We start from the raw sequence: 20,108 nt of genomic DNA, 5'->3' as shown, positions 1-20,108 counted from the left end.
TACACAAATTTAACGCAGTAAATTAACATTTACGAATACAAAACATACCAGTAAATCAACTATTGAAAGAGATTTTTACAAATACTAGTATTGTTTAGCTACAACAAGAAACATAAATAACAATATCTAAACAATTTCATAGGGAGTTGGTATGTTAAAAGAGAAATTGCTGGCGAACGCCATTCGCTTTTCACTTTTTGCAGCAACGGGTTTTGCTTCTCTGGCAGTGGCCTCTCCGGCCATGGCAGAGGAACAAAATGAGCAGCAGATTGAAAAAATCCAGGTAACAGGCTCACGTATTCTGCGTGAAGGTGCGATAGCACCAAGCCCGGTTACCGTAATTTCAGGCGAGTCTCTGATCAAAACAGGGGCCGTGAACATAGGTGAAGCACTCAACGAACTGCCAGCTCTGGCAAACACTTACTCACTGGCCAACTCAGGAAGTTCTATCGGTACTGCCGGTTTGAACTTGCTGGATATGCGTGGCATGGGCGCCTCCAGGACTCTGGTACTGGTCGATGGCAAGCGTCATGTAGCCAGTAGCCCAGGTACTTCTTCTATTGACGTTAACACCATTCCAACCGAGTGGGTTGAGAGTGTTGAAATCATCACGGGTGGTGCCTCGGCCATTTATGGTGCCGATGCGGTTACCGGTGTTGTTAACTTCAAGATGAAGAAGAAGATTGAAGGACTGACAGCCTCAGCCGCCGCCGGTATCGCCGATGACAGCGACTACAATAACCAGCGCTTTAGCCTGGCCTATGGCTCCAACTTTGATAACGATCGTGGTAACGCCGCCATCTCGGTCGAATACGCTCAGCAAGACCGCCTGGAGATGCTGGATCGCGACCAAACCGCTATCTCATGGTCTTCACTGACCAACCCACCCGGTAGTGATACTTACAAGACCCTGTACCAGAATGCCGGTTATTGGGGTATCAGTAATGCAGGTACCGTTGGCTTCTACGGTGGCACCCCAGGTGTTTATACCTTCAAGCCAGATGGCACGCCGGTCGAAGTAGGAACAGGTGAATTCACCGACGGTGTACTCTGTGCCGGTGAAGGCTGTGACTATATCAACCTGCGTCAGTGGGAAGAGCTGCAACCTGAGTTTGATCGTACCACCATCAACTTCAAGGCCAACTACGACTTTACCGACAGCCTGAATGGTTATTTTGAAGCCAAGTGGAGCCGAACCAACGCCACCACTTCAGGGCAGCCGGCGTTCTTCTTCTTCGATCCGGACAACACTCTGGTTACCCGTGATAACCCCTACATCTCTGATGAATTGGGTGCTTTGATGGATCAGGCCGGAGAAGGTTATGTTGTGGTTAACCGCTTTATGACCGATATGGGGCCTCGTGCCGAAGATGACGAGCGTACCACTCAAAGGTATGTGATAGGTCTAAACGGCGTTGTACTGGAAGACTGGGAGATGGAAGCCTATGCCATCTATGGCCAGACAGAGCAGACCCGTACCAACTACAACAACCTGATCTTTGAAAACTTCCAGCAGTCAGTCGATGCCATCCGCGATCCTGTCAGCGGCGAAATCGTCTGTCGTGACGCAGATGCCCAGGCCGCAGGTTGTGTGCCAGTCAATCTGTTTGGCGATGGAGCAGTAACCCGCGAAGCTGCCGACTGGTTCAGCACTACCACTGAAGGTACCGCCAAGATTGAGCAGTATGTCATTGGTGGCTCTATGTCCAACTCTGCCTTGTTTGAACTGCCTGCCGGTATGGTTGGTTTCGCTTCCGGTATCGAATACCGCAAGGAAAAGAGTAAGAGTAAAGAAGATCCATTTGCCGCCACCGGCGCCACCTTCTTCAACGCCCTGCAAAGTGAAGGCGGTGATTTCGATGTCAAAGAAATCTATGCCGAGATCTCTGTACCACTGCTGGAAGACCTGCCTGGTATCCAGAACCTGACGGTCGATGGTGCTATCCGTTACGCCGACTACTCCACTATTGGCGATGCCACCAGCTGGAAGTTGGGTCTGGACTGGACCATCATAGATTCACTGCGTCTGCGTTCAACCCTGTCTACCGCTCTGCGTGCACCTAACATTGGTGAATACTATGGTGCCCAAGGCCAGAACTTCTTCAGTGTTGATGATAGCTGTAAAGCCAGTGAGCTGTCGGGTCTGAGCCCGGATCAGCAGGCGATTCGTGCAGCCAACTGTGCCGCTCTCGGTATTCCGGCTGACTTCGATTCCAACTATGACAGCGCCACCCTAGAAGGAGTTTCAGGTGGTAATGACCAGTTGGAGCCTGAAGAGTCTGACAGCTACACTGTCGGTCTGGTTTTCCAGCCTTCATTCGTTGAAGGTCTGGTGATGACTGTGGATTACTGGAACATTGAAATCACAGATGCTATCGCCAATATCTCTGCACAGAATATTATCGATCGCTGCGTGGATTCACCCACAGGTATCAACAACCAATACTGTGACTTGATCACCCGTGATCCCACCTCACACGAGATCACTAACATCACTCAGATTGTGCAGAACGTAGCCAAGCAGGAAGCTTCAGGGGTCGACTTTGAAGTCGGCTATGACTTCCCACTATTTGGCGGCGATCTGCGCACCAACCTGCTGGGTACTTATCTGATTGAACGCAACGAGTATCCTTTCCAGGATGATGCGACCGATTTTGAAGAGTATGCCGGCACTCTGGGTGAAGCACAGTGGCAAGGTCAGTTGGTGCTGAACTACAGCTACGACGCCTGGAACCTGAACTGGAAGACACGTTATCTGGACTCGGTAGATCTGTATACACCACAGTTCCGCGCCAACTATGACGTGCCTTACTCCAATGTTATGAGCTATGGTTCATACAGTGTTACAGACCTGTATGCCACCTATGCCATGGATAATGGACTGGAGTTCGGTCTCGGGGTGGACAATGTGTTCGACCGTGATCTGCCAGGCAGCACCACTGGTACAGGTGCAGGCAGTGCCAGCTATGACAACATAGGTCGTTTCTTCTACCTGACTGTCAAATACGAGATGTAAGCGATTACCTCGCCTGAAAAAGCCCCGTAAGGGGCTTTTTTACTTTCTAGCGACTTTGCATTCTCACTGAGAGAGTACACTCCTTAGCGGAATGGTATAATGCCCGCATCTGCATGCAATAAGGTAAACCCGTGTTCCACATCGCCCTCTATGAACCCGAAATCGCCCCCAATACCGGCAACATTATCCGTCTCTGCGCCAACAACGGCTGCGAGCTACACCTGATAGAGCCTTTGGGTTTTGATCTGGAAGAGAAAAAACTGCGCCGGGCCGGGCTGGATTATGGCGATCTGACCCGAGTAAACCGTTACCCGGATTTCCCGCACTTTCTCGCAGCCATGGCGGGCAAACGCATTTTGGCTTGCACCACCAAGGGCAGCCGGCCACATTCTGAGCTCGAGTATCGGCAAGGTGATGTGCTCTTGTTTGGCCCAGAGAGCCGCGGCCTGCCTCAGGAAATATTGCAGAGCATTGCTGCAGAGCACAGACTGAGGATCCCTATGGTGCCCTCCAGCCGCAGCCTGAACCTTTCCAACGCAGTGGCTATCATCAGCTATGAAGCATGGCGTCAACAGGGTTTCAGCGGCGCTAAATAAATCAGCGATGTTGCAGTGAGATGGCTCTGTAGGTTTGATAGCTATCCGAGTCCTCATCCAGATAGTGCAAATTCTGGCGCCAGAGCCAGCCGTCATTGTCGGCTTCGAATAGCAGTTGGATCAACGCCGGGCGTCCGCCGGACTGCCCTTCACCCAACAGGGAAAATCCGCGGCCCTGATGGTAAAGAGTGAAGGATTGAAAGCGTTCTTCGGTCACACCATCAAAGTACCAGAGCCCCACGCTGGGGTCTTGGTCTCTGAACCACCAGGTTTCACTCAGGGGATGGCGTGCCCCTTCACTGACGCTGAGTAACAACTGACGCTTGTCTTTACTGCAGATGGCATCCAGGCTGAGTTGCTTCGGTGTTTGTCCGCTTTGGGCGCCATCCCCCTGCCAATGGCCATTGAGCGCTTCACAGAATTGGCTAAAGGAGGCCTTGCCGGCCCAGGCGGGTTGCCAGGCCAAGGCCAGGGAAATAATAAACAGGCGTAGAAAATCAGAAGAGTTCGATATCGTTGTTGTTTTGCTTGAGATGTTCATCTTGATACTGGCTCAAAGCCTCGTGTAGTGGCATTCCCTGCAGCACAAGATCAAACATTTTGCGTTCACAGTCCAGCGAGTATGTCGACTTAATCGTACGCTGTAACATTTTCCAGGCATGTTCCGAGGTGCGACTATGCTCATCCCGCAGAACTTCCTCAGTCAGCGCCAGCCCGGTCACCACATGGTTGAGCCTTTGTGACAGGCGATCATAGAACTGAAAAGCCACTATGCCTTCATTGACCTTACCGGCCAGATGGCGGCCATGATCGCGGATCTCGGCCGGAGTATTCTCCTGAGTTTCCAACCAAGCATTCACCTCACGCAATTGCTCCGCCATGTCGGTAAACAGACTCCCTAAACCGGTGACATTGTGTTCACCGTCAGTCAGGGTCAACTCTATCTGAGCTATCGACAACAACAAGAGTTTTACCGTTTCCGAAATATGCAGCCATTGGGCCGAATCGAGTGAATCCAGAGTCGTGGGCGTTTCGAGCTGCTTGTTATCTGTCATGGTCATGGGGATCTCTGTGGCTGAGTGGCAGGCATAAAGAAGTTTAGGACATAAAACGCCTTTTGCCTCTTACCTGGCGCGGCCGGCAAACGGCAACCCGGTGTCGTGACTATGCGTTAGTGCCCGGAAGCTTTTTAACTCCGCCAAATCCCACAGTCGAACAGCACCTGGCTCAGAACAAAGTTTCCCGATAAACAAGCCGATAAATTTCTGTTTTCGTAGCAGATCTATTGCACAGTTTCTGCGACAATCAATGCCAATGCTGTTATTGCCGGAGATCTCATGCACAGACTCAAGAGCCGTATCATCAGAGAGTGGGATTTCAACCACAAAGGCTGGTTGCTGGAGGCCGCACGCTTCCTGGCACCGCAGTTATTGGCGCTGACTCTGTGGGACGAGTCAGAGCGTAAGCCGCTGCTGGCCATTTGGCCTACCGAGGCGGACTCCCCCGGCTTGCTGCTGGATCTCACCCAATTTAAGGGGCATCCCCAGGTCTGCCTCTGGCATCAACAACTCACCTTGGTGGATGAAACCGGGCTCTGGATCTGGGATTCACTGACAGAAGATAAGGCGCAGCACTACCCCTTTGCCAATCCGGATGTGCTTTCCATGACTGTGGAGCAGCAACACTTCCACTTTCTGCCATTGCAGCTTTGCCCGCTGGATGACAATCAACTGCTGCTGCGAATGAGTTCCCCCAATACCCGTAAGGGCCGAGCCATTTCCTGGTTATTTATCAAGGATGATCAGTGTCACTTGGTCAACAGATACAAGGAGCCGGACGAACCTGAGCTCACCGCCTTAAAGCCGGGCAGCCCACACTGGCTGGAAGAGATCCAGGTATGTGACAGGCAGATTTTCTGCCTCTGTCAGGGGCAGTCTGCAGCGGACAGTCAAGAGACAATATTGGCAGAGTACAGATATGGCCTGCCGGACAGCCTCTTTGGCAAGCTTTCCAAAATGCTCGGCAGTGGTCAGGAAAAAGATCTGCTCTTGCAGTCGTCTCGCCTTCTGGCGCCCGGCAGCGCCCGTTTCAGCAATTGTGGGCCACAGCTGTGGTTAAGAACCAAGGGCAACAATCGCTTCGAGTGTCATCCACTGGCCGAGGATCAAAGCGCCTTTGAACTGGCACTAACCCAGGTTCAAAGTCTCGGTGACATCAAACCGGCCAAGGCTCAGGTCAGCTTTATGGATGACAGGCTGTTTGTCGTGAACGACAAACGCAGGCTGAACTTGTGTGAAGTTCAAGCCCCAAAGTAAAAGCGCGTATGCAGAATGATATAAAAAGCCACCTCAATTGAGGTGGCTGTCTGATTAAGTTGGTCGGGTTAACCGCCGAAACCGACATCCTTGATATCGACCCGGGTCACCTCGCCATACTTGGCCGCTATCGGGGCTATCTTGTCGCCACTGCCAATCAGCACCATCTGCAACTTATCCTTGGGGAAGTAGCTATCAACCAACTGCTTGGTCTGCGCCAGAGTCAGCCCATCCACCCGTTGCTGGAATTGATTGATATAAGACTCATCAAAACCGTACAAGTACATGTCTGACAGCAGACCGGCCAACTGACCACTGGTTTCAAACTTGGGCGGGAACTGGCCTTTGACGTAGGCCTTGGCCGAATCCAGAGTCTGCTGATCTATCCCTTTCTGCCACAGGCGACTGTAGGTCTTGAGTGCCAAGTCAATGGCTTCCTCTGTAGTAGCCGACTTGGTGAAAGTACTGATCATAAACACCCCTGAGTCACGATAGGGAACGAAACCCGAGCGCGCGCCATAGGTTAAACCGGCATTCACCCTCAGCTCATCGTTGAGCCAGGAGGTAAAACGGCCACCGAGTATGGTGTTGACCACAGTCAGGCCCACATAGTCAGGGTTATCCTGAGTCACACCCAGGCCACCTATGGTGAAGGTGGTCTCTATCGCGTCCGACTTATCCACCAGCAAGACTCGGCTGGCAGACAGGGTCGGCAGCCCCTGCTTGAGGTCGACGGCACGCAGCGATTCACTGTTGCTCCATTGACCGAATGCCGCTTGCAGCTTGGCCTTCATCTGCGCCGGGTCGAAATCGCCCACCACGCTGATAGCGGTATTGGCCGGTTGATAGTAGCCCTTGTGGAAGGCTCTCAGCTGGTTGACCGTCAACTGGGACACAGACTCACTGGTTCCCGAAGTGGCATTGCCATAAGGATGCTGACCGAAGACCAACTTGTTGAAGTAGCGCCCAATCACGGACTTGGGACTCTCTTTCTCCTGCGCCAACTCGGCGACTCTGCGGCTCTTGAGTTTATCAAACTCGGTAGCATCAAAGTCGGGACGGGTCAGCACATCGGCAAACAATCCCAGCATGGTATCGACATCTTTGGCCATAAAATCGGCGCTGAGGTAACTGCCCTCACGGCCGGCATCGGCATTCAGACTGGCACCGAGAAAGTCCACCTCCTGCTCTATGCTGGCCTTGGTGCGACCGGCGGCGCCGAGCAACAAGCCCTGAGCCGTCACCTCTGCCACACCGGCTGTGGTGTCATTGACGCTGCCGACTTTCACCACAGCGTTCAGGGTGATCAACGGCACCTCTTTCTGCGGCATCAGCATCAGCGTCAGGCCGTTACCCAGAGTGACTCTTTCATAAGTTGGCAGTACAAAGTGGCCGGTATCCTGGCTCACATTCACCTGGGTAGACTGACAACCTGAAACCATCAAGGCTGCGGCAATGGCCATGGCGCCCAGAGAGGCCTTGAGAGAAAAAACCTTGCTCATTGATCCGCCTCCTCTTGTGCAGCCAGTACCCCCACAGTGCGGTTGGCACGGCGCAGGTATGTTTCTGCCACCCTTTGAATGTCGGCCACTGTGACCCGGTTATAGGCATCCGGTGCCTGGAACAGCTTGTCGAAGCTACCGAAATAAAGTTCGTAGGTGCCCAGGGTATTGGCCTTGCCATTGATGGTTTCCATACTGCGATAGAAATCCATCAGCTTGATATTTTTGGCTTTTTCCAACTCTTCAACCTTAACGCCGTCACGGGCAATACGGTTGACCTCTTCGATCAATGCCTGCTCCAGAGTGGTGGCGCTGACACCTGGGGCCGCCACCCCAAGGATGTACAACAGGTTGGGGTCAAAAGACATGGGCATATAAGTCTCGGCGGCAATCGCCAACTGCTTGTCCACCAAAGCCTTGTAGAGTCGCGAGCTGTTGCCTTCACTCAGAATCGAGGTCAGCAGATCCAGCGCGTAATAGTCTTTATTGGTGGTGGCCGGTACGTGATAGGCCAGCATGATATTGGGCGTGCTGACAGACTCCTTCTTGACGAAGACCCGTCGTTCCCCTTTTTGCAGCGGCTCGACTGTCTTCACCGCCTTGGGTGGCTCTTGCGCCGGGATAGGGCCAAAGTAACGCTGGGCCAGACGCTTGACCTCGGCCAGCTTAACGTCACCGGCAATCACCACAACCGCATTGTTGGGGGCATAGTAGGTCTTGTGATACTGCACCAGATCTTCCAAGGTCCAGGCCGCAATATCAGATTCATGGCCAATCACTGACCAGCTATAGGAATGCGCCCTGAAGGCCACACCTTTTACCTCTTCCTGCAGGGTACGCCAGTTGGAGTTTTCCAGCCCTGTGGTACGCTCGGAGGCAACTACGCCACGCTCACTCTCTACCATCTCGGCATTGATATCCAGCGCCGCAATCCGATCGGCTTCCAGATCAAAAATGGTTTCCAGAGCATTGGAAGGGAACCAGTCGGTATAAACGGTCACGTTTTCAGTAGTGTAGGCGTTGTTGGCGCCACCGGCCGCTTCCATGGTACGGTCAAACATCTTGGGGCCGTATTTCTTGGAGCCATTGAACATCATATGCTCGAAGAAGTGGGAAATCCCTGTGATCCCGGGCACCTCGTTGCGTGAACCCACCTTCCAAAACAGATACATGTTGGCATTGGGAATGGATGAATCCTCCAATACCATGATTTTCATGCCGTTATTCAGGGTAAAACTCTGAATATCTTCGGCCGTGGTCGCCTGTGTTGTCGCCGCCCCAAGAAGGCTGGCTGACATCAGCAGGGCGGTCAGCGTACGCTTCATTGGGTCGCTCCTTGGCTGATTGCTGATTTCAAAAGATCCAATATCGGGTAAAAAAGCACTGTAAATCAAGTAACAAGTGATACGGAATTGTCAGATTTTGTAAGCAAAATGCTTTATCCCGTACGGTTTATTTGCCGCTTAAGCTGGTGAGTGCCAGTGTGGTCAACGCCTCTACCCCCGTCTTGAACGCTGCTTCATCGGCATAGAAATAGGGGGAGTGATTGCTGGCCGCCGTTGCCGGGTCAGTCCCCTCTGGGGTTACCCCAAGAAAGAAGAAAACCCCCGGGGTTTCTTGCGCGTAGAAAGCAAAGTCCTCAGCCCCTGTGATAAGCCCGGGTTCCACCAGCCTCCCCTTGCCGACCACTTGCTCCAGCAAGGGCCTGACTTCGGCCACCAATTCAGCACTGTTCACCAGCACAGGATAACCCTGGACTATCTCTGTCTTCGCCTCAGTGCCATTGGCTTGCGCTATCAATTCGGCGGTCTTGCTCAGTTGCCGTTTGATATTGGCCCGGCTCGGCTGATCAAAGGTTCTTATGGTGCCGATAAGCTCAACCTCATCGGGAATGATATTCGAACGTATCCCGCCGTTGATGGCACCAAAGCTCAATACTGCGGGGCCGGCAGTCAAATCCGTGCGGCGGCTGATAATAGTTTGCGAGGCACTGACAATTTGTGCCGCGGCCACTATGGGGTCGGCGCCATTCCAGGGACGGGAGCCATGGGTTTGACGTCCTTTAACCTGGATACTGAAAGAGTCTTCACTGGCCATGGTTGGCCCGGCTCTGAGCCCTATCATGCCTGTTGGGAGATTCGAGGTTACATGCAGCCCAAAAACACGTTCGGGTTTGGCGGCAAACAGCCCCTGCTTCAGCATCAACTCGGCGCCGCCTTCTTCCCCTTCAGGCGCTCCCTCCTCCGCCGGTTGGAAAATAAACATCACCTCACCATGAAGCTGAGATCGCAAGTTGCTCAGGGCTTCGGCCACCCCCATCAAGATGGCCACGTGGGTATCGTGACCACAGGCATGCATGACACCCACCTCTTGCCCACGGTAGTCGGCCTTAACCTTGGAGGCAAAGGGAAGATCCACGGCTTCAGTAACAGGTAAGGCGTCCATGTCGGCCCGAAGAGCGATCAAGGGCCCGGGATAATCGCCCTTGAGCAAGGCAACGACACCGGTATGAGCCACACCCGTCTGTACTTCCAATCCCAAAGATTGCAGGTGCTCACTGACCTTGGCGGCCGTGCGAAACTCACGGTTGGACAACTCAGGGTGCCTATGCAGATCCCGCCGCCATTCAATCACTTTTGGCTCCAACTTGGCGGCTTGCTGCTGCGCCAGCACATTAGGGTCGGCAGCGAATACGGCAAATGGCAACAAACAGGCGGGAACCAGGCTCAGTCCCGAGACAAAAGATTTCATAACATCTCCCTGTTAGTCTGAATGGTTTGGACGGCAAGCACTTTAGCTTGGGGGCTGAAATACAGCTCTGGCTTAAGGTTCTATCTGCTTCTGTTTCAGCTTCTTCATCTTGGGCTCTTCGATCTTGCGCTCTTTGGCCGCAGCCTCTTTGGCTTCCTGCAAGTATTTCTGTTCCCGCTGCGCCCTCTCATCAAACTGTTTACTGGCTTTTAGCCTTTGCTCTTCCTGCCATTCACCGGATTGCTGGCGTTTGAGCACCTTCTGTTCCCGCTCGGCAGTTTCCTTGGCTGCGGCCCTGGCTTTTTCCAGTTGTTCCTGCTCCAGACGCCGGGCATCTTCACTGGCTTTTTCACTCAATTGAGTCAAATCGGCCGCACTCACGCCAAAGGCCAGCAGCCAGCTCAGTAACAGTATTAATCTCGCCATAATTCACTCCTGCATGAGAGAGAACAAAAATCCATCTTCCAAGGACTATCACACATTTTTTCACCAGTTTGACCGATAATGAACATTTTTAGCAACAAAACGAAATTTTGATTGAGCCACAGAGTAGATCTGTTTAGTTTTAAAACCAAAGGATTGAAGTATTGACAAAGGGAAGTGGTTCTCAGCGGGAGAACGACAAGGGAGTATCCTGGATGATCCGATGGACACAACTGCTGCAGAGTCTGGTGGCTGACACAAAGCTTGGCCCCCAGTTGCAACTCTGGCGCAGCGATCCACACTCGACACCTCTGGCACTGTTCAGAGGGAGTAAAATTTTCGCAGCCAACCAGGCCGCGCTGGATTACTTCGCCTGTGTCCACCAGGAAATTCTCGATGCCACTCTCTATGACTTTGCCCCCAGACTGCAATTGGGCGGCCAGAGCAGCATAGAGTTGGCGAAAAAACTACTGCAGGCCGCTACGGCTAAGTCCCAGGTGCAGGAGTGGCTGCATCTCAATCGCCACGGCAAAGAACTGCCAACCCGCCTCTACCTGGAACCAGTCAGAATAGACAGTAACAGGATGATCTTGGTGCGTTTCGAAGCCTTGGATCGTCGCCTGGGCCCCAGAGGTGAAGCTCAGGACGTATTTGGCTTGCTGCCCCGCAGCGTATTGGCGGGCATTCTTGAAGAAAGTGCCGAAGCCGTAGTCATCAGTAATACCTCGGGCAAAATCCTCGCAGTCAATCGGGCCCTCTGCCGCCTTTGCGGTTTCAGCCAGGCACAATTGATAGGCCAGCAACTGCAGATCCTCGAAACCGCAAACGACCCCAAACAGAGAGAATGCCGCGCCGCCTTGGCGCAGCGGGACTTCTGGCAGGGCGAGGTCAGCCATACCCGAGTCGATGGCAGTCACTTTCCCGCCTGGCAGAGCAGTCGCAGGTTGCAGACCGAATCCGGTTGTTATCTGGTCACCATCTTCAGCGATATCAGCGAGCGCAAGCAACTGGAGTCTCGCCTGACAGAACAAGCCATGTTCGACATGCTCACCGGACTTCCCAATCGTCGTCATATGAAGCGCAAACTGCGCCAGGCCCTCAGCGCCAGTCGCGAAGCAGCCAACCAAGGAAAACCAACCACAGGTGCCTTGATGTTTCTCGACCTCAACGGCTTCAAACATGTCAACGACAGCTTTGGCCACTCCATGGGTGACAGAATACTGCAATTGGTCGCCGCCAGGCTGGAAGCCGGTTGCATAGAGAGAGCCGACATCGCCCGCATGGGCGGTGATGAATTTACCTTGGTGTTACAGCATTGCCGCGACAGAGAAGATATCTACCGTTTCGCGCAGCAGATATTGGCCCTGTTCGAGACGCCGTTTGAGTTGGAAGGACAGAAATTCTACCTGGGTACCAGTATAGGTATCAGCCTGTTTGGCGACCGGGAGATAGATCCCTCCGAGCTGCTGAGCCAGGCCGACACCGCCATGTACAGTGCCAAACGCAGCGCCAGTCATATCAATTTCTATGACAGCTCCATGAGTGAGGCCGCCGAACATAAACTCAAATTGCTCGGCGATCTGCGTCATGCCTTGGGGCTGGGGCAACTGAGCCTGTTTTACCAACCCATAGTCAGGCTCAAGGATAACCGCATGGCCGGCGCCGAAGCACTGCTGCGCTGGCACAAGAGTCCACACGAACTACTGGAAGCGGCCGATTTCGTGCCTTTGCTGGAAGAAACCGGTCTAATAGTCACTGTCGGCAACTGGGTGTTGGAGCAAGCCTGCCGGCAACTGGCGCTTTGGCGGCAACAGGACAACGACTTTATTATTTCGGTCAACGTGTCGCCGCTGCAACTGGAGCACCTGGACTTTTACCAGCAGGTAAAATCGGCGCTGCAACATCATCAGCTTCCCGCCGAAGCACTGATTTTGGAGATCACAGAATCGGCACTGCTGGGCCATCCACGCCAGGCCAAACAAACCCTCAAACAACTCAGGGAGCTGGGGGTCAGAATCGTCCTCGATGATTTCGGTACCGGGCTGTCATCACTGAGCCGTTTAGGCAGCCTGCCCCTGGATGGGCTGAAAATTGCCGGTGAATTTGCCGAACAGCTGGAGCATCAGAAAGGCAAACGTCTGTGTCAGGCCATAGTGCAGCTGTCACAGGCACTGGAGCTCAAGTTTGTTGCCGAGGGAATAGAAACGGCCGATCAAAATGATATGGTGCGGCAGATGGGTGACGGGCTGGCACAGGGGTTCTTTTTCGGTTATCCCTTGCATCCAGAACAGTTTGCCCTGGCACATTTTCAGCTTTAGTCAGCGGAGTGAACAGGACTGCCGGCAACAGAGTCATTCTGCTACCACTCCCCTGCAAAAGCGGTAAGCCGACAGTCCCACTCCATCATCAGGGATGATGTACGCTAATTAAAACCGGATTAGCTTATAAATGTCGTGATCTACACGAAATTTTCGCTACCGCTTACTCAATACCGCTCCCGCACCTTGGCCGGCATCCGTCGCAGCCGCTGCGCCACCAGCTCAGCCAGTAACCCATGCATAGGCGCCACATCCAGCCCAGGCTCCAACTGAGACAGGGCCGCTGCTGCCGCCTCGAGTGTCGACAGGCTATCGCTGCGGCTGGCCTTGCGAATGCGATACGCTGTCGGCGCCGTCAGTGACAAATGCTTTTGGGGCAAGGCCTGTAACCAAGGGTTAAGTCGATACATTTTCAAGGTCTTACGCCAGGTGCCATCCAGCAGGATAAGCCGTACCGCTTCAGATGATTCAGCCGCCTGTAATAGCTGACTCTCATCAGAGGGATAGAGTAAGAAAGTCGGCATGCTATTCCTTGTCAGTTCGGCTCTCAGCTCGGCAAAGTCCGCCTCGGTTTCGCCCACTACCACTCTGGTGCTCGGCACCGCCAACTGCAATAAACGCACGCTGTTCTTGGCATGTTCCACCTCGGAGGGATGCTGCAATACCAACAGCCGGCTGCGTGGAGATATAGCAGACACGGCCCCGCAAACACAGGCCGTTTGCGGGTAACCACATTGTTCACAGTAAGGGCGCGACATAGGTCTTCTCTATCAGAGATTCAACACTTTTAAGACTGCGGACCTACCACAGCGCCAGCTATGGTAACACAACCCCTGCCAGCAACCGGCATTGCCCCCATGCACCACCCTGGCACTAAAAAAATGCCCGCGGCAGCGGTCAACTGCAACGGGCCAAGGGTGATGCTTAAATCTGTTAAAACTCAGTGATGCGCAAACTGCTGCTCCTGATGCCAGGCATTGAAACGACGCTGGGCCATGATCAGCAGCAGCACCATAGACAGGCTGCCCATCACCAGGGTCACGGCGAATGGCGCACTGAGGTCGGTTTGCTGCACCAGACCGGCCAGTAAAGAGGCGCCGCTCATCTGAATACAACCGAGCAAGGCTGCCGCAGTACCGGCACGCTCTCCGAAGGCCGCCAACGCCATACTGGTTGCCGGACCCAACAGGAAGGCGAATCCGACACACAGCAACATCATGGGCAACATAAAGCTCATGGCGGCAGCCATACCTTGTTGAGGGCCATAGATCTGCATCACAGGTTGCATCGCGGCAGAAGCCAGCAGCAACCAGAGCGAAAACACAACGGTCGCGCGATTTCCAAGGCGTTTGGTGACCATGGGGGCGGCAAAGCAAGCAATAATGTTCACCAAGGCGTTGAGTCCAAACAGGCCACTGAATGCCAGCTCTGACATACCCAAATGATCAATCAGCCACACAGGTGCGTAGGAAACATAGCTCAATATTGAGGCCATACCGGCCATGCAACAGAAGGCATAAAACAGGAAGTGGCGTTCGGCCAATACAGGCTGATAGCGACCCCAGCGGTACAGCGGCCCACTGCTGACGGTATTCTGCGGCCGGGTTTCTGGAAAACGCATACTCACCAGCAGCAGGATCACCAAGCCGTAAACAGCCATCAGTCCAAAGGTTGAACGCCAACCGAATTGCATCGCCATCACGCCACCAAGCGTTGGCGCCAGTGCGGGGATGACGCAAATCGCGCCGTTGAGATAGCTGTAGATACGGGAACTTTCAGCCGGTGCGTAACAGTCACGCACTGCACTGAAGACGACAATAGAAGTGGAGCAAGCTGCCAACCCCTGCAATACCCTGGCAATCTGTAACCATTCGAACTCCATGGCAACCACAGCCAACAGCGCACTGAGCACATAGAGAGAAATCCCCCCCAATGCCACAGGCCTGCGGCCAAATCTGTCAGCCAAAGGGCCTATGAGGATCTGCCCTACCCCCATGGCGAACAGGAAAAGCACCAGAGTAGACTGGACTTCGCCGGCACTGACGCCATATTCAATCGCCATAGTCGGCAAAGAGGGCAAGTAGATATCGATAGCCAGTGGGCTTAACAGCACCATGGCCATCAGCATAGGCAGGAGGTTTTTTGCCATAGGTTGTCGTTCAATCCTGAGTGAAAACTGAGATGGGGCACATTCTAATGAACTGGTGGTATGAAAAGAAATGATATAATCTCACAACATAATTTCCTCTGAGGAATATCAGGGTGAATCTGGATAATCTGGCCCGTATCGACCTCAACCTGTTGGTCATGTTGCAGGTGCTGCTGGAAGAGCGCAGCGTGACCCGCGCCGCCAATCGACTGCACCTGAGTCAGTCTGCATTGAGCAAGAGCCTCAACCGCCTGCGCGACATGTTGGGCGATCCTTTGTTTCAGCGCACCGCCCACGGCCTCAAGCCGACGGCTCACGCCGAACAGTTAGCGCAACATCTGCCTATCGCCTTACAGAGTCTGCATCAACTGACCCAACCTCCCGTGTTTACCCCGGCCAGCAGCAACCGGCAGTTTTCGCTCACCATGGTAGAAAGCGCCTATGAAACTCTGCTGCCCAGTTTTATCGGTCGCTTGCTCAGCAACGCCCCTAATGTCAGGCTCGACTCCTATGTCTGGACCGAAAAATCCATGCAGGCACTGCAGCAGGGGCAGATAGATTTGGGAATTTCGGGAAGGGATCTGCAGCCCAGCTCCAGCTTTCACTTCAGCCAGTTGCCTGAAGGGATCTTGTACCAAACTCTGTTTCAGGATCATCAAGTGTGTCTGGTGCGCGAAGGGCACCCGGCGCTTCAAGCTCAAAAGAACAAGGTCTGGGATCTGGCAGCCTACCTGGCGCTACCCCATGTACAGGTGCGTTGTGAGGGTAATGATTGGTGGGCACTGGACTACTTTCTGGCGGATCTCGGTCATCATCGCCGCCTCAGTGCTACAGTGCCCGACTTCTACGGTGCTGCCAGTATTTGCGCTCACAGTGACTTGGTGTTTACCCTGCCATCCAGTTTTGCACTGCACGCCTGCAAGCTTTACTCGCTGCAGCAATTGCCACTGCCGATAGACTTTATGCCCATGGCTTATGTGTTGCTCTGGCATGAGCGCAATAATGACGACCCAGGCCATCGCTGGATGCGGCAGCTGATAGGTGACAGCATGAGTAGTAAAAAGACCGCCTGAGCAGCGGTCTTGAGTTAAACGTGATTAGAGCACGAAGGTCGCGACCTTGGCATTGAGATCGGTCGCACGCACCTTGAGCGCCTTGGCGTGCTCAAGGTCGTCCATGGCGGTGGTGGTGATCTCATCGGTAACGTCCTTGATGGCCGTGGTGTTTTGGGTAATCTCCCCCGTTACCTGAGTCTGCTCTTCCGCCGCCGTGGCTATCTGCCCGGCCATATCGGATATCTGCGCCACTGCAACGGCTATCTCTTCCAGCGCCCTACTGGCCTCTTCGGCATCGCCGACACTGCGGCCTGCCATCTGGCGGCTGTTTTCCATGGAGGCTACCGCCCTGGCGGTGGTTTGCTGCAATGCCTCTATGGTGTCGTGGATTTCGGAGGCCGAATCCTGAGTACGCTGAGACAGAACCCTCACTTCATCGGCCACCACGGCAAAGCCGCGCCCTTGTTCGCCGGCGCGTGCAGCCTCGATGGCGGCATTCAACGCCAACAGATTGGTCTGTTCGGCCACCCCTTGAATTGCGGTGAGAATACCGCTGATAGCCTGGGCATGACGATTGAGCTCATTGATCACTTCGGTGGTTTGGCCTACTTCCTCAGCCAATGAATGTATCGAGTCTCGGGTCTGCAGTACCAGACTCTTACCCTGCTGCGAGCTGCAGGAAGATTGCTGCGCTGCAGTAGCGGTCAACTCGGCGTTGGCGGCAATCTCCTGAGTGGCACTGGCCATCTCGGTAACTGCGGTAGCCACCATGGTTACTTCCTGCTGCTGCCTTTGCAGCTCAACAACCGAGCTCTGGGTAGTATTCAACCCCCGCTCGGCATCCAGATCCAGTTCGGCCGCCAACTGACGTATATGGCTTATCAGTTGATGCTGGGCCGAGACAAAGCGGTTAAAGTTGTCGGCCAGCTCGGCCACTTCATCATTGCTGTCGACAGTGATCCTTTGGGTCAGATCGCCATTGCCGTCGGCAATCCGTGCCAGCGCCTGGGATACCCGCCCAAGCGGAGCCAACAAGAGTCCGAGAAACCAAGAGATAGCCGCCGTGCTCACCAGCAGCACAAGCGCCGCCAAGCCAACCTGGGTCCAAAGCAATTTGCCGAGCGGTGCTTCAAGCGTTGCCTTATCCAGCAGCAGCAAGAGCTGCCAGTCGGTATCCGGGATGGCCGTTGCCCAAACAAGTTTGTCCCGACCATCGGCATCAAAATACAGGGATTGCAACTGCGCCGTTTTTTGAATGTTGGCCAGAATGCCCGCACCGAGATCATCATCAATTTCGGCAACCGGACGCATCGCCTTGCTGCCATCCTTATAAGCGATTACGGTACCGTCGTTATGCATCATGACGGCAAAACCCGCGGCCGGGATCGCCATGCTGTTAACCTCGGCCACCAGAGTATCAATTGCCAAGTCACCACCTATCACCCCTTTGGCGGTTGGCTGCGCCAAAGAGACCACCTGAATACCATAGCCGCTGTCGATATAGGGTTTGGTGATAATGGCCCGGCCTTTGGCCATGGCATCCTGGTACCAGGGACGGCTGCGGGGGTCGTAATGACTGTTGTCCACGCTGGGATCGGCATCCTGCATTTTGCCGTCACTGCCACCGAAGTAGACAGACTCCAGCTTGCCGGCCGCCCGGGCCTGCTGCAGTGCAGGCACAAAGTCATCACTTATGTATTCCTGCAAGGATGAAACCACGTTGGTGCGAATCGCCAACCACTCGGTGACACGCTGTGCCTGCATATCACCAATACGCTTTAACTCTTGCTGGCTGGCTTGCAACAGTTGTGTTTTTTGAGTGCTGTAGCTTTGCCAGGAAAGCAGAGCCACAACCAGAGTCAATGCCAGTACCACACACACCAGCAACTTGTGTTTCAATGAGCGGAGTTTCATCTTCAGCGGGGTCCGATATTTGAGAAAAGGCCGACAACCATCGGAGTAGCGACCTACAGCTTTGTCGAAATGATCGCATATTCTACTGATTTGACTGAGTGATAGTTCACAATTAGTTGAAAAACAGGTCAAAATTGCAACAAAAACTCTGGCTTTTGGGTTTTAAACCACAGTTGATGAATAATTATTTATTCGGGGAACTCCTGCCTCTTAACGCTTTCTTAATAAAGTCGTATTAAACATGATGAATAATGAAGCAGATTTAACGTGACCTGAGCCAGGGATGGGGTCACACTTGGACCCAAGCAAAGACCGGAGGAAGAAAGATGTACCGACAATTTGCGCAGAGTCAGCCACTCAATCCCAGAACCTTGGCGGGAGCATTGCTGAGTCTCAGTGCCTTTAGCCTGGCACTCTTGCTTATGCCCCTGGTGTTGATCCTGGCGGCGACTACACTCCTGTGTTTGAGCCTGTTTGGCCGCAGCTATTTGAAACGCCAGTTGGCCAGCATTCACCAGTGCCGCCAAAGAGGCAGACAAAGAGATCTCTACGACCTGGATCCCAACCTGTGCCGGGATTCAGGCTTGAGCCCAAGGGGCCGTATCATAGAGCACGAACCGGACTAATCGGCGAGCAGTTCCTGTGCCCGTTTCAGGGCACGCCGCTCATCTGCCGATTGGCTCAGCTGCAATACATTCTCAACCTGTTGTTGCAGTGACTGCCACAAGGGGCCTATCACCTCCAGTTCACGCTCATCGGCGCGCTCTCGCGCCAGACGCAACCAAGCAACAGCCTCCACTATGTCTATACGTCCAAGGCAACCATCGGTCAGGGCTATCGCCAATTCAATCATGGCGGTCACACTGTGGCCATAGCGGATAACCTGTCTTAAATAACTTTCGGCCTGAGACAGATCCGAGCCAAATGCGGTGTCATCGTTGAGCATATGCTGCGCCCGCGCCAACATGGCATCCAGTTGTCCCTGCTCTGCCGCTTCGGCCAACCATTGTTCACTGGCACCAGGGTCGGCTTCACAGCCTTCGCCACGGGCCAACATCAGGGCTAGGTGGTATTGAGCGTGGGGATCGCCGGCTCTGGCCGCCCGGGTTATGTGTTCAAAGGCTTGTTGCAGCTCGCCGCGTTGATAACAGAGCACCCCGAGATTGGCCATGGCCTCAGATTGTTCGTTGGCGGCAGCAGCACTGAGGAAACGTTCTGCCTCGATTTCATCTTTAGCCAGCTCACCACTGCCCACCAGATAGAAGTAACCCAAGAGCGCCATGGCATCGGTCACGCCGGCCTCAGCGGCTTGGCGAATAGCCTGCTGCCCGGTAGCAAGATCAACATCACCTCTGTAGCCATGAATAAGGGCCACTCCGTGTTCAAACAACGCCTTGGGTTCAGTTGGCGCCGCCTCGGCAAACCAGTGTGCCGCCTTGGCCAGCATTCGCGCCGAGTCACCCGTGAGCGGTTCGTCGGCCTTATCTTGCAGGGCCTGCTCCTGGCCACGGGCAATCAGGGCCCGATTCTTGAGCGCCATACCCAGCAGATATTGCGCCTCGGCATCATCCTCCATCACGGCCCGATAGCAGAGCTCGCGTCCGGCCTGCAGATCAAAGTCATCGAAGTGGTATTCTGGCGCTTCCCGGCCCTTCAGCCTGGGGTAGGCCAGTTCCATCAGTTTCAACAGATCGCCGATGGCCTTTTTGGCCAGTTGCAGCAGTTGCGTTTCTGTGAGGTGGAACTTTTCCGGATGGGCGCCGCGGTTGCCATCGGCCCTCAGCCTATGCAGCGCCCGGGTGATGCGCACATCGATCAGCCGCTGGCGATTGAGCTGTTCGATACGATCATAAAGGTTGGGGCTGTCAAAACTGAGCTTGGCCGGTGCGGCCAACAGCTCAGTCAATTTGTGGGCAAAGCTGCGAACATGCAGTAGTGCCTGGGTTGGCACGTCCTGCACATAGCGCTTGGCAGTCCGGTATTCCCGGGCCAAGTCTTCCGACACACTGGCTATAAAGGCAACATCATCCAGCACAGTCTGACCTCACAGAGCCGCTTGAGCGGCTAGC

16 protein-coding genes are annotated in these 20,108 nt (G+C 54.0%); 6 read left to right on the top strand and 10 right to left on the bottom strand.

What is annotated here, in order from left to right; all coding sequences use genetic code 11:
- Positions 1-151: 151 nt before the first annotated feature.
- Both ON072_RS01225 and ON072_RS01220 read left to right on the top strand, forming a co-directional pair.
- Positions 152-3,016, top strand: coding sequence for a TonB-dependent receptor plug domain-containing protein (locus ON072_RS01225; RefSeq protein ID WP_025010761.1), 2,865 nt, complete (start codon positions 152-154; stop codon positions 3,014-3,016).
- Between the two features lie 131 nt (positions 3,017-3,147).
- A complete protein-coding gene (locus ON072_RS01220) occupies positions 3,148-3,612 on the top strand; it encodes a tRNA (cytidine(34)-2'-O)-methyltransferase (RefSeq protein ID WP_025010760.1) in 465 nt (154 codons plus the stop codon).
- Between the two features lies 1 nt (position 3,613).
- Here ON072_RS01220 and ON072_RS01215 read toward each other — a convergent pair whose 3' ends face one another.
- Together ON072_RS01215 and ON072_RS01210 are read right to left on the bottom strand one after the other, a co-directional pair.
- A complete protein-coding gene (locus tag ON072_RS01215) occupies positions 3,614-4,153 on the bottom strand; it encodes a hypothetical protein (RefSeq protein ID WP_274625917.1) in 540 nt (179 codons plus the stop codon).
- Complete coding sequence (locus ON072_RS01210; RefSeq protein ID WP_234555672.1) at positions 4,110-4,673, bottom strand: hypothetical protein; 564 nt, start codon at positions 4,671-4,673, stop codon at positions 4,110-4,112. The genes ON072_RS01215 and ON072_RS01210 overlap by 44 nt, the downstream gene beginning before the upstream one ends.
- Positions 4,674-4,949: 276 nt before the next feature.
- Here ON072_RS01210 and ON072_RS01205 point away from each other — a divergent pair, with 276 nt between their 5' ends.
- Entirely contained in the window at positions 4,950-5,927 is a 978-nt protein-coding gene (locus tag ON072_RS01205) for a hypothetical protein (protein ID WP_144218609.1), read from the top strand.
- Between the two features lie 68 nt (positions 5,928-5,995).
- Here the strand turns inward: ON072_RS01205 and ON072_RS01200 are convergent, their stop codons facing one another.
- The 4 genes from ON072_RS01200 to ON072_RS01185 form a co-directional block, all read right to left on the bottom strand.
- Entirely contained in the window at positions 5,996-7,369 is a 1,374-nt protein-coding gene (locus tag ON072_RS01200) for a M16 family metallopeptidase (protein ID WP_446741083.1), read from the bottom strand.
- A 56-nt stretch (positions 7,370-7,425) separates the two neighbouring features.
- Positions 7,426-8,754 (bottom strand): M16 family metallopeptidase, encoded by a 1,329-nt coding sequence (locus tag ON072_RS01195; protein ID WP_274625915.1) that lies wholly within the window; start codon positions 8,752-8,754, stop codon positions 7,426-7,428.
- A 127-nt stretch (positions 8,755-8,881) separates the two neighbouring features.
- Entirely contained in the window at positions 8,882-10,180 is a 1,299-nt protein-coding gene (locus tag ON072_RS01190) for an amidohydrolase (protein WP_274625914.1), read from the bottom strand.
- Between the two features lie 72 nt (positions 10,181-10,252).
- Entirely contained in the window at positions 10,253-10,606 is a 354-nt protein-coding gene (locus tag ON072_RS01185; RefSeq protein ID WP_025888910.1) for a hypothetical protein, read from the bottom strand.
- Positions 10,607-10,818: 212 nt separating this feature from the next.
- Between ON072_RS01185 and ON072_RS01180 the strand changes: the two genes are divergently transcribed.
- The gene (locus ON072_RS01180; protein WP_234519127.1) at positions 10,819-12,921 is read left to right on the top strand and encodes a putative bifunctional diguanylate cyclase/phosphodiesterase; all 2,103 of its coding nucleotides are present in this window, start codon (positions 10,819-10,821) and stop codon (positions 12,919-12,921) included.
- A 167-nt stretch (positions 12,922-13,088) separates the two neighbouring features.
- Here the strand turns inward: ON072_RS01180 and ON072_RS01175 are convergent, their stop codons facing one another.
- Positions 13,089-13,679, bottom strand: a complete 591-nt coding sequence (locus ON072_RS01175; RefSeq protein ID WP_025010752.1) for a tRNA-uridine aminocarboxypropyltransferase — start codon at positions 13,677-13,679, stop codon at positions 13,089-13,091.
- A gap of 182 nt (positions 13,680-13,861) precedes the next feature.
- On the bottom strand, positions 13,862-15,070 hold the full coding sequence (locus ON072_RS01170; RefSeq protein WP_274625913.1) for a multidrug effflux MFS transporter: 1,209 nt from the start codon (positions 15,068-15,070) through the stop codon (positions 13,862-13,864).
- A gap of 113 nt (positions 15,071-15,183) precedes the next feature.
- Here ON072_RS01170 and ON072_RS01165 point away from each other — a divergent pair, with 113 nt between their 5' ends.
- Positions 15,184-16,143: a LysR family transcriptional regulator gene (locus tag ON072_RS01165; RefSeq protein ID WP_025888907.1), complete on the top strand. Its 960-nt coding sequence runs from the start codon at positions 15,184-15,186 to the stop codon at positions 16,141-16,143.
- 24 nt (positions 16,144-16,167) lie between these two features.
- Here the strand turns inward: ON072_RS01165 and ON072_RS01160 are convergent, their stop codons facing one another.
- A complete protein-coding gene (locus ON072_RS01160; protein WP_107005797.1) occupies positions 16,168-18,039 on the bottom strand; it encodes a methyl-accepting chemotaxis protein in 1,872 nt (623 codons plus the stop codon).
- 326 nt (positions 18,040-18,365) lie between these two features.
- Between ON072_RS01160 and ON072_RS01155 the strand changes: the two genes are divergently transcribed.
- Positions 18,366-18,665, top strand: a complete 300-nt coding sequence (locus tag ON072_RS01155) for a hypothetical protein (RefSeq protein ID WP_025010750.1) — start codon at positions 18,366-18,368, stop codon at positions 18,663-18,665.
- On the opposite strand, the gene ON072_RS01150 is transcribed toward ON072_RS01155, so the two are convergent.
- Positions 18,662-20,074, bottom strand: coding sequence for a tetratricopeptide repeat protein (locus ON072_RS01150; protein ID WP_045283296.1), 1,413 nt, complete (start codon positions 20,072-20,074; stop codon positions 18,662-18,664). The two genes, ON072_RS01155 and ON072_RS01150, sit on opposite strands and share 4 nt — an antisense overlap.
- Between the last annotated feature and the right edge of the window lie 34 nt (positions 20,075-20,108).

The organism is Shewanella sp. K8 (genome assembly GCF_028823715.1).
GTDB lineage: Bacteria > Pseudomonadota > Gammaproteobacteria > Enterobacterales > Shewanellaceae > Shewanella > Shewanella algae.
The sequence above is the reverse complement of the archived record's forward strand: the minus strand, read 5'-3'. Positions and strand labels throughout refer to the sequence as shown.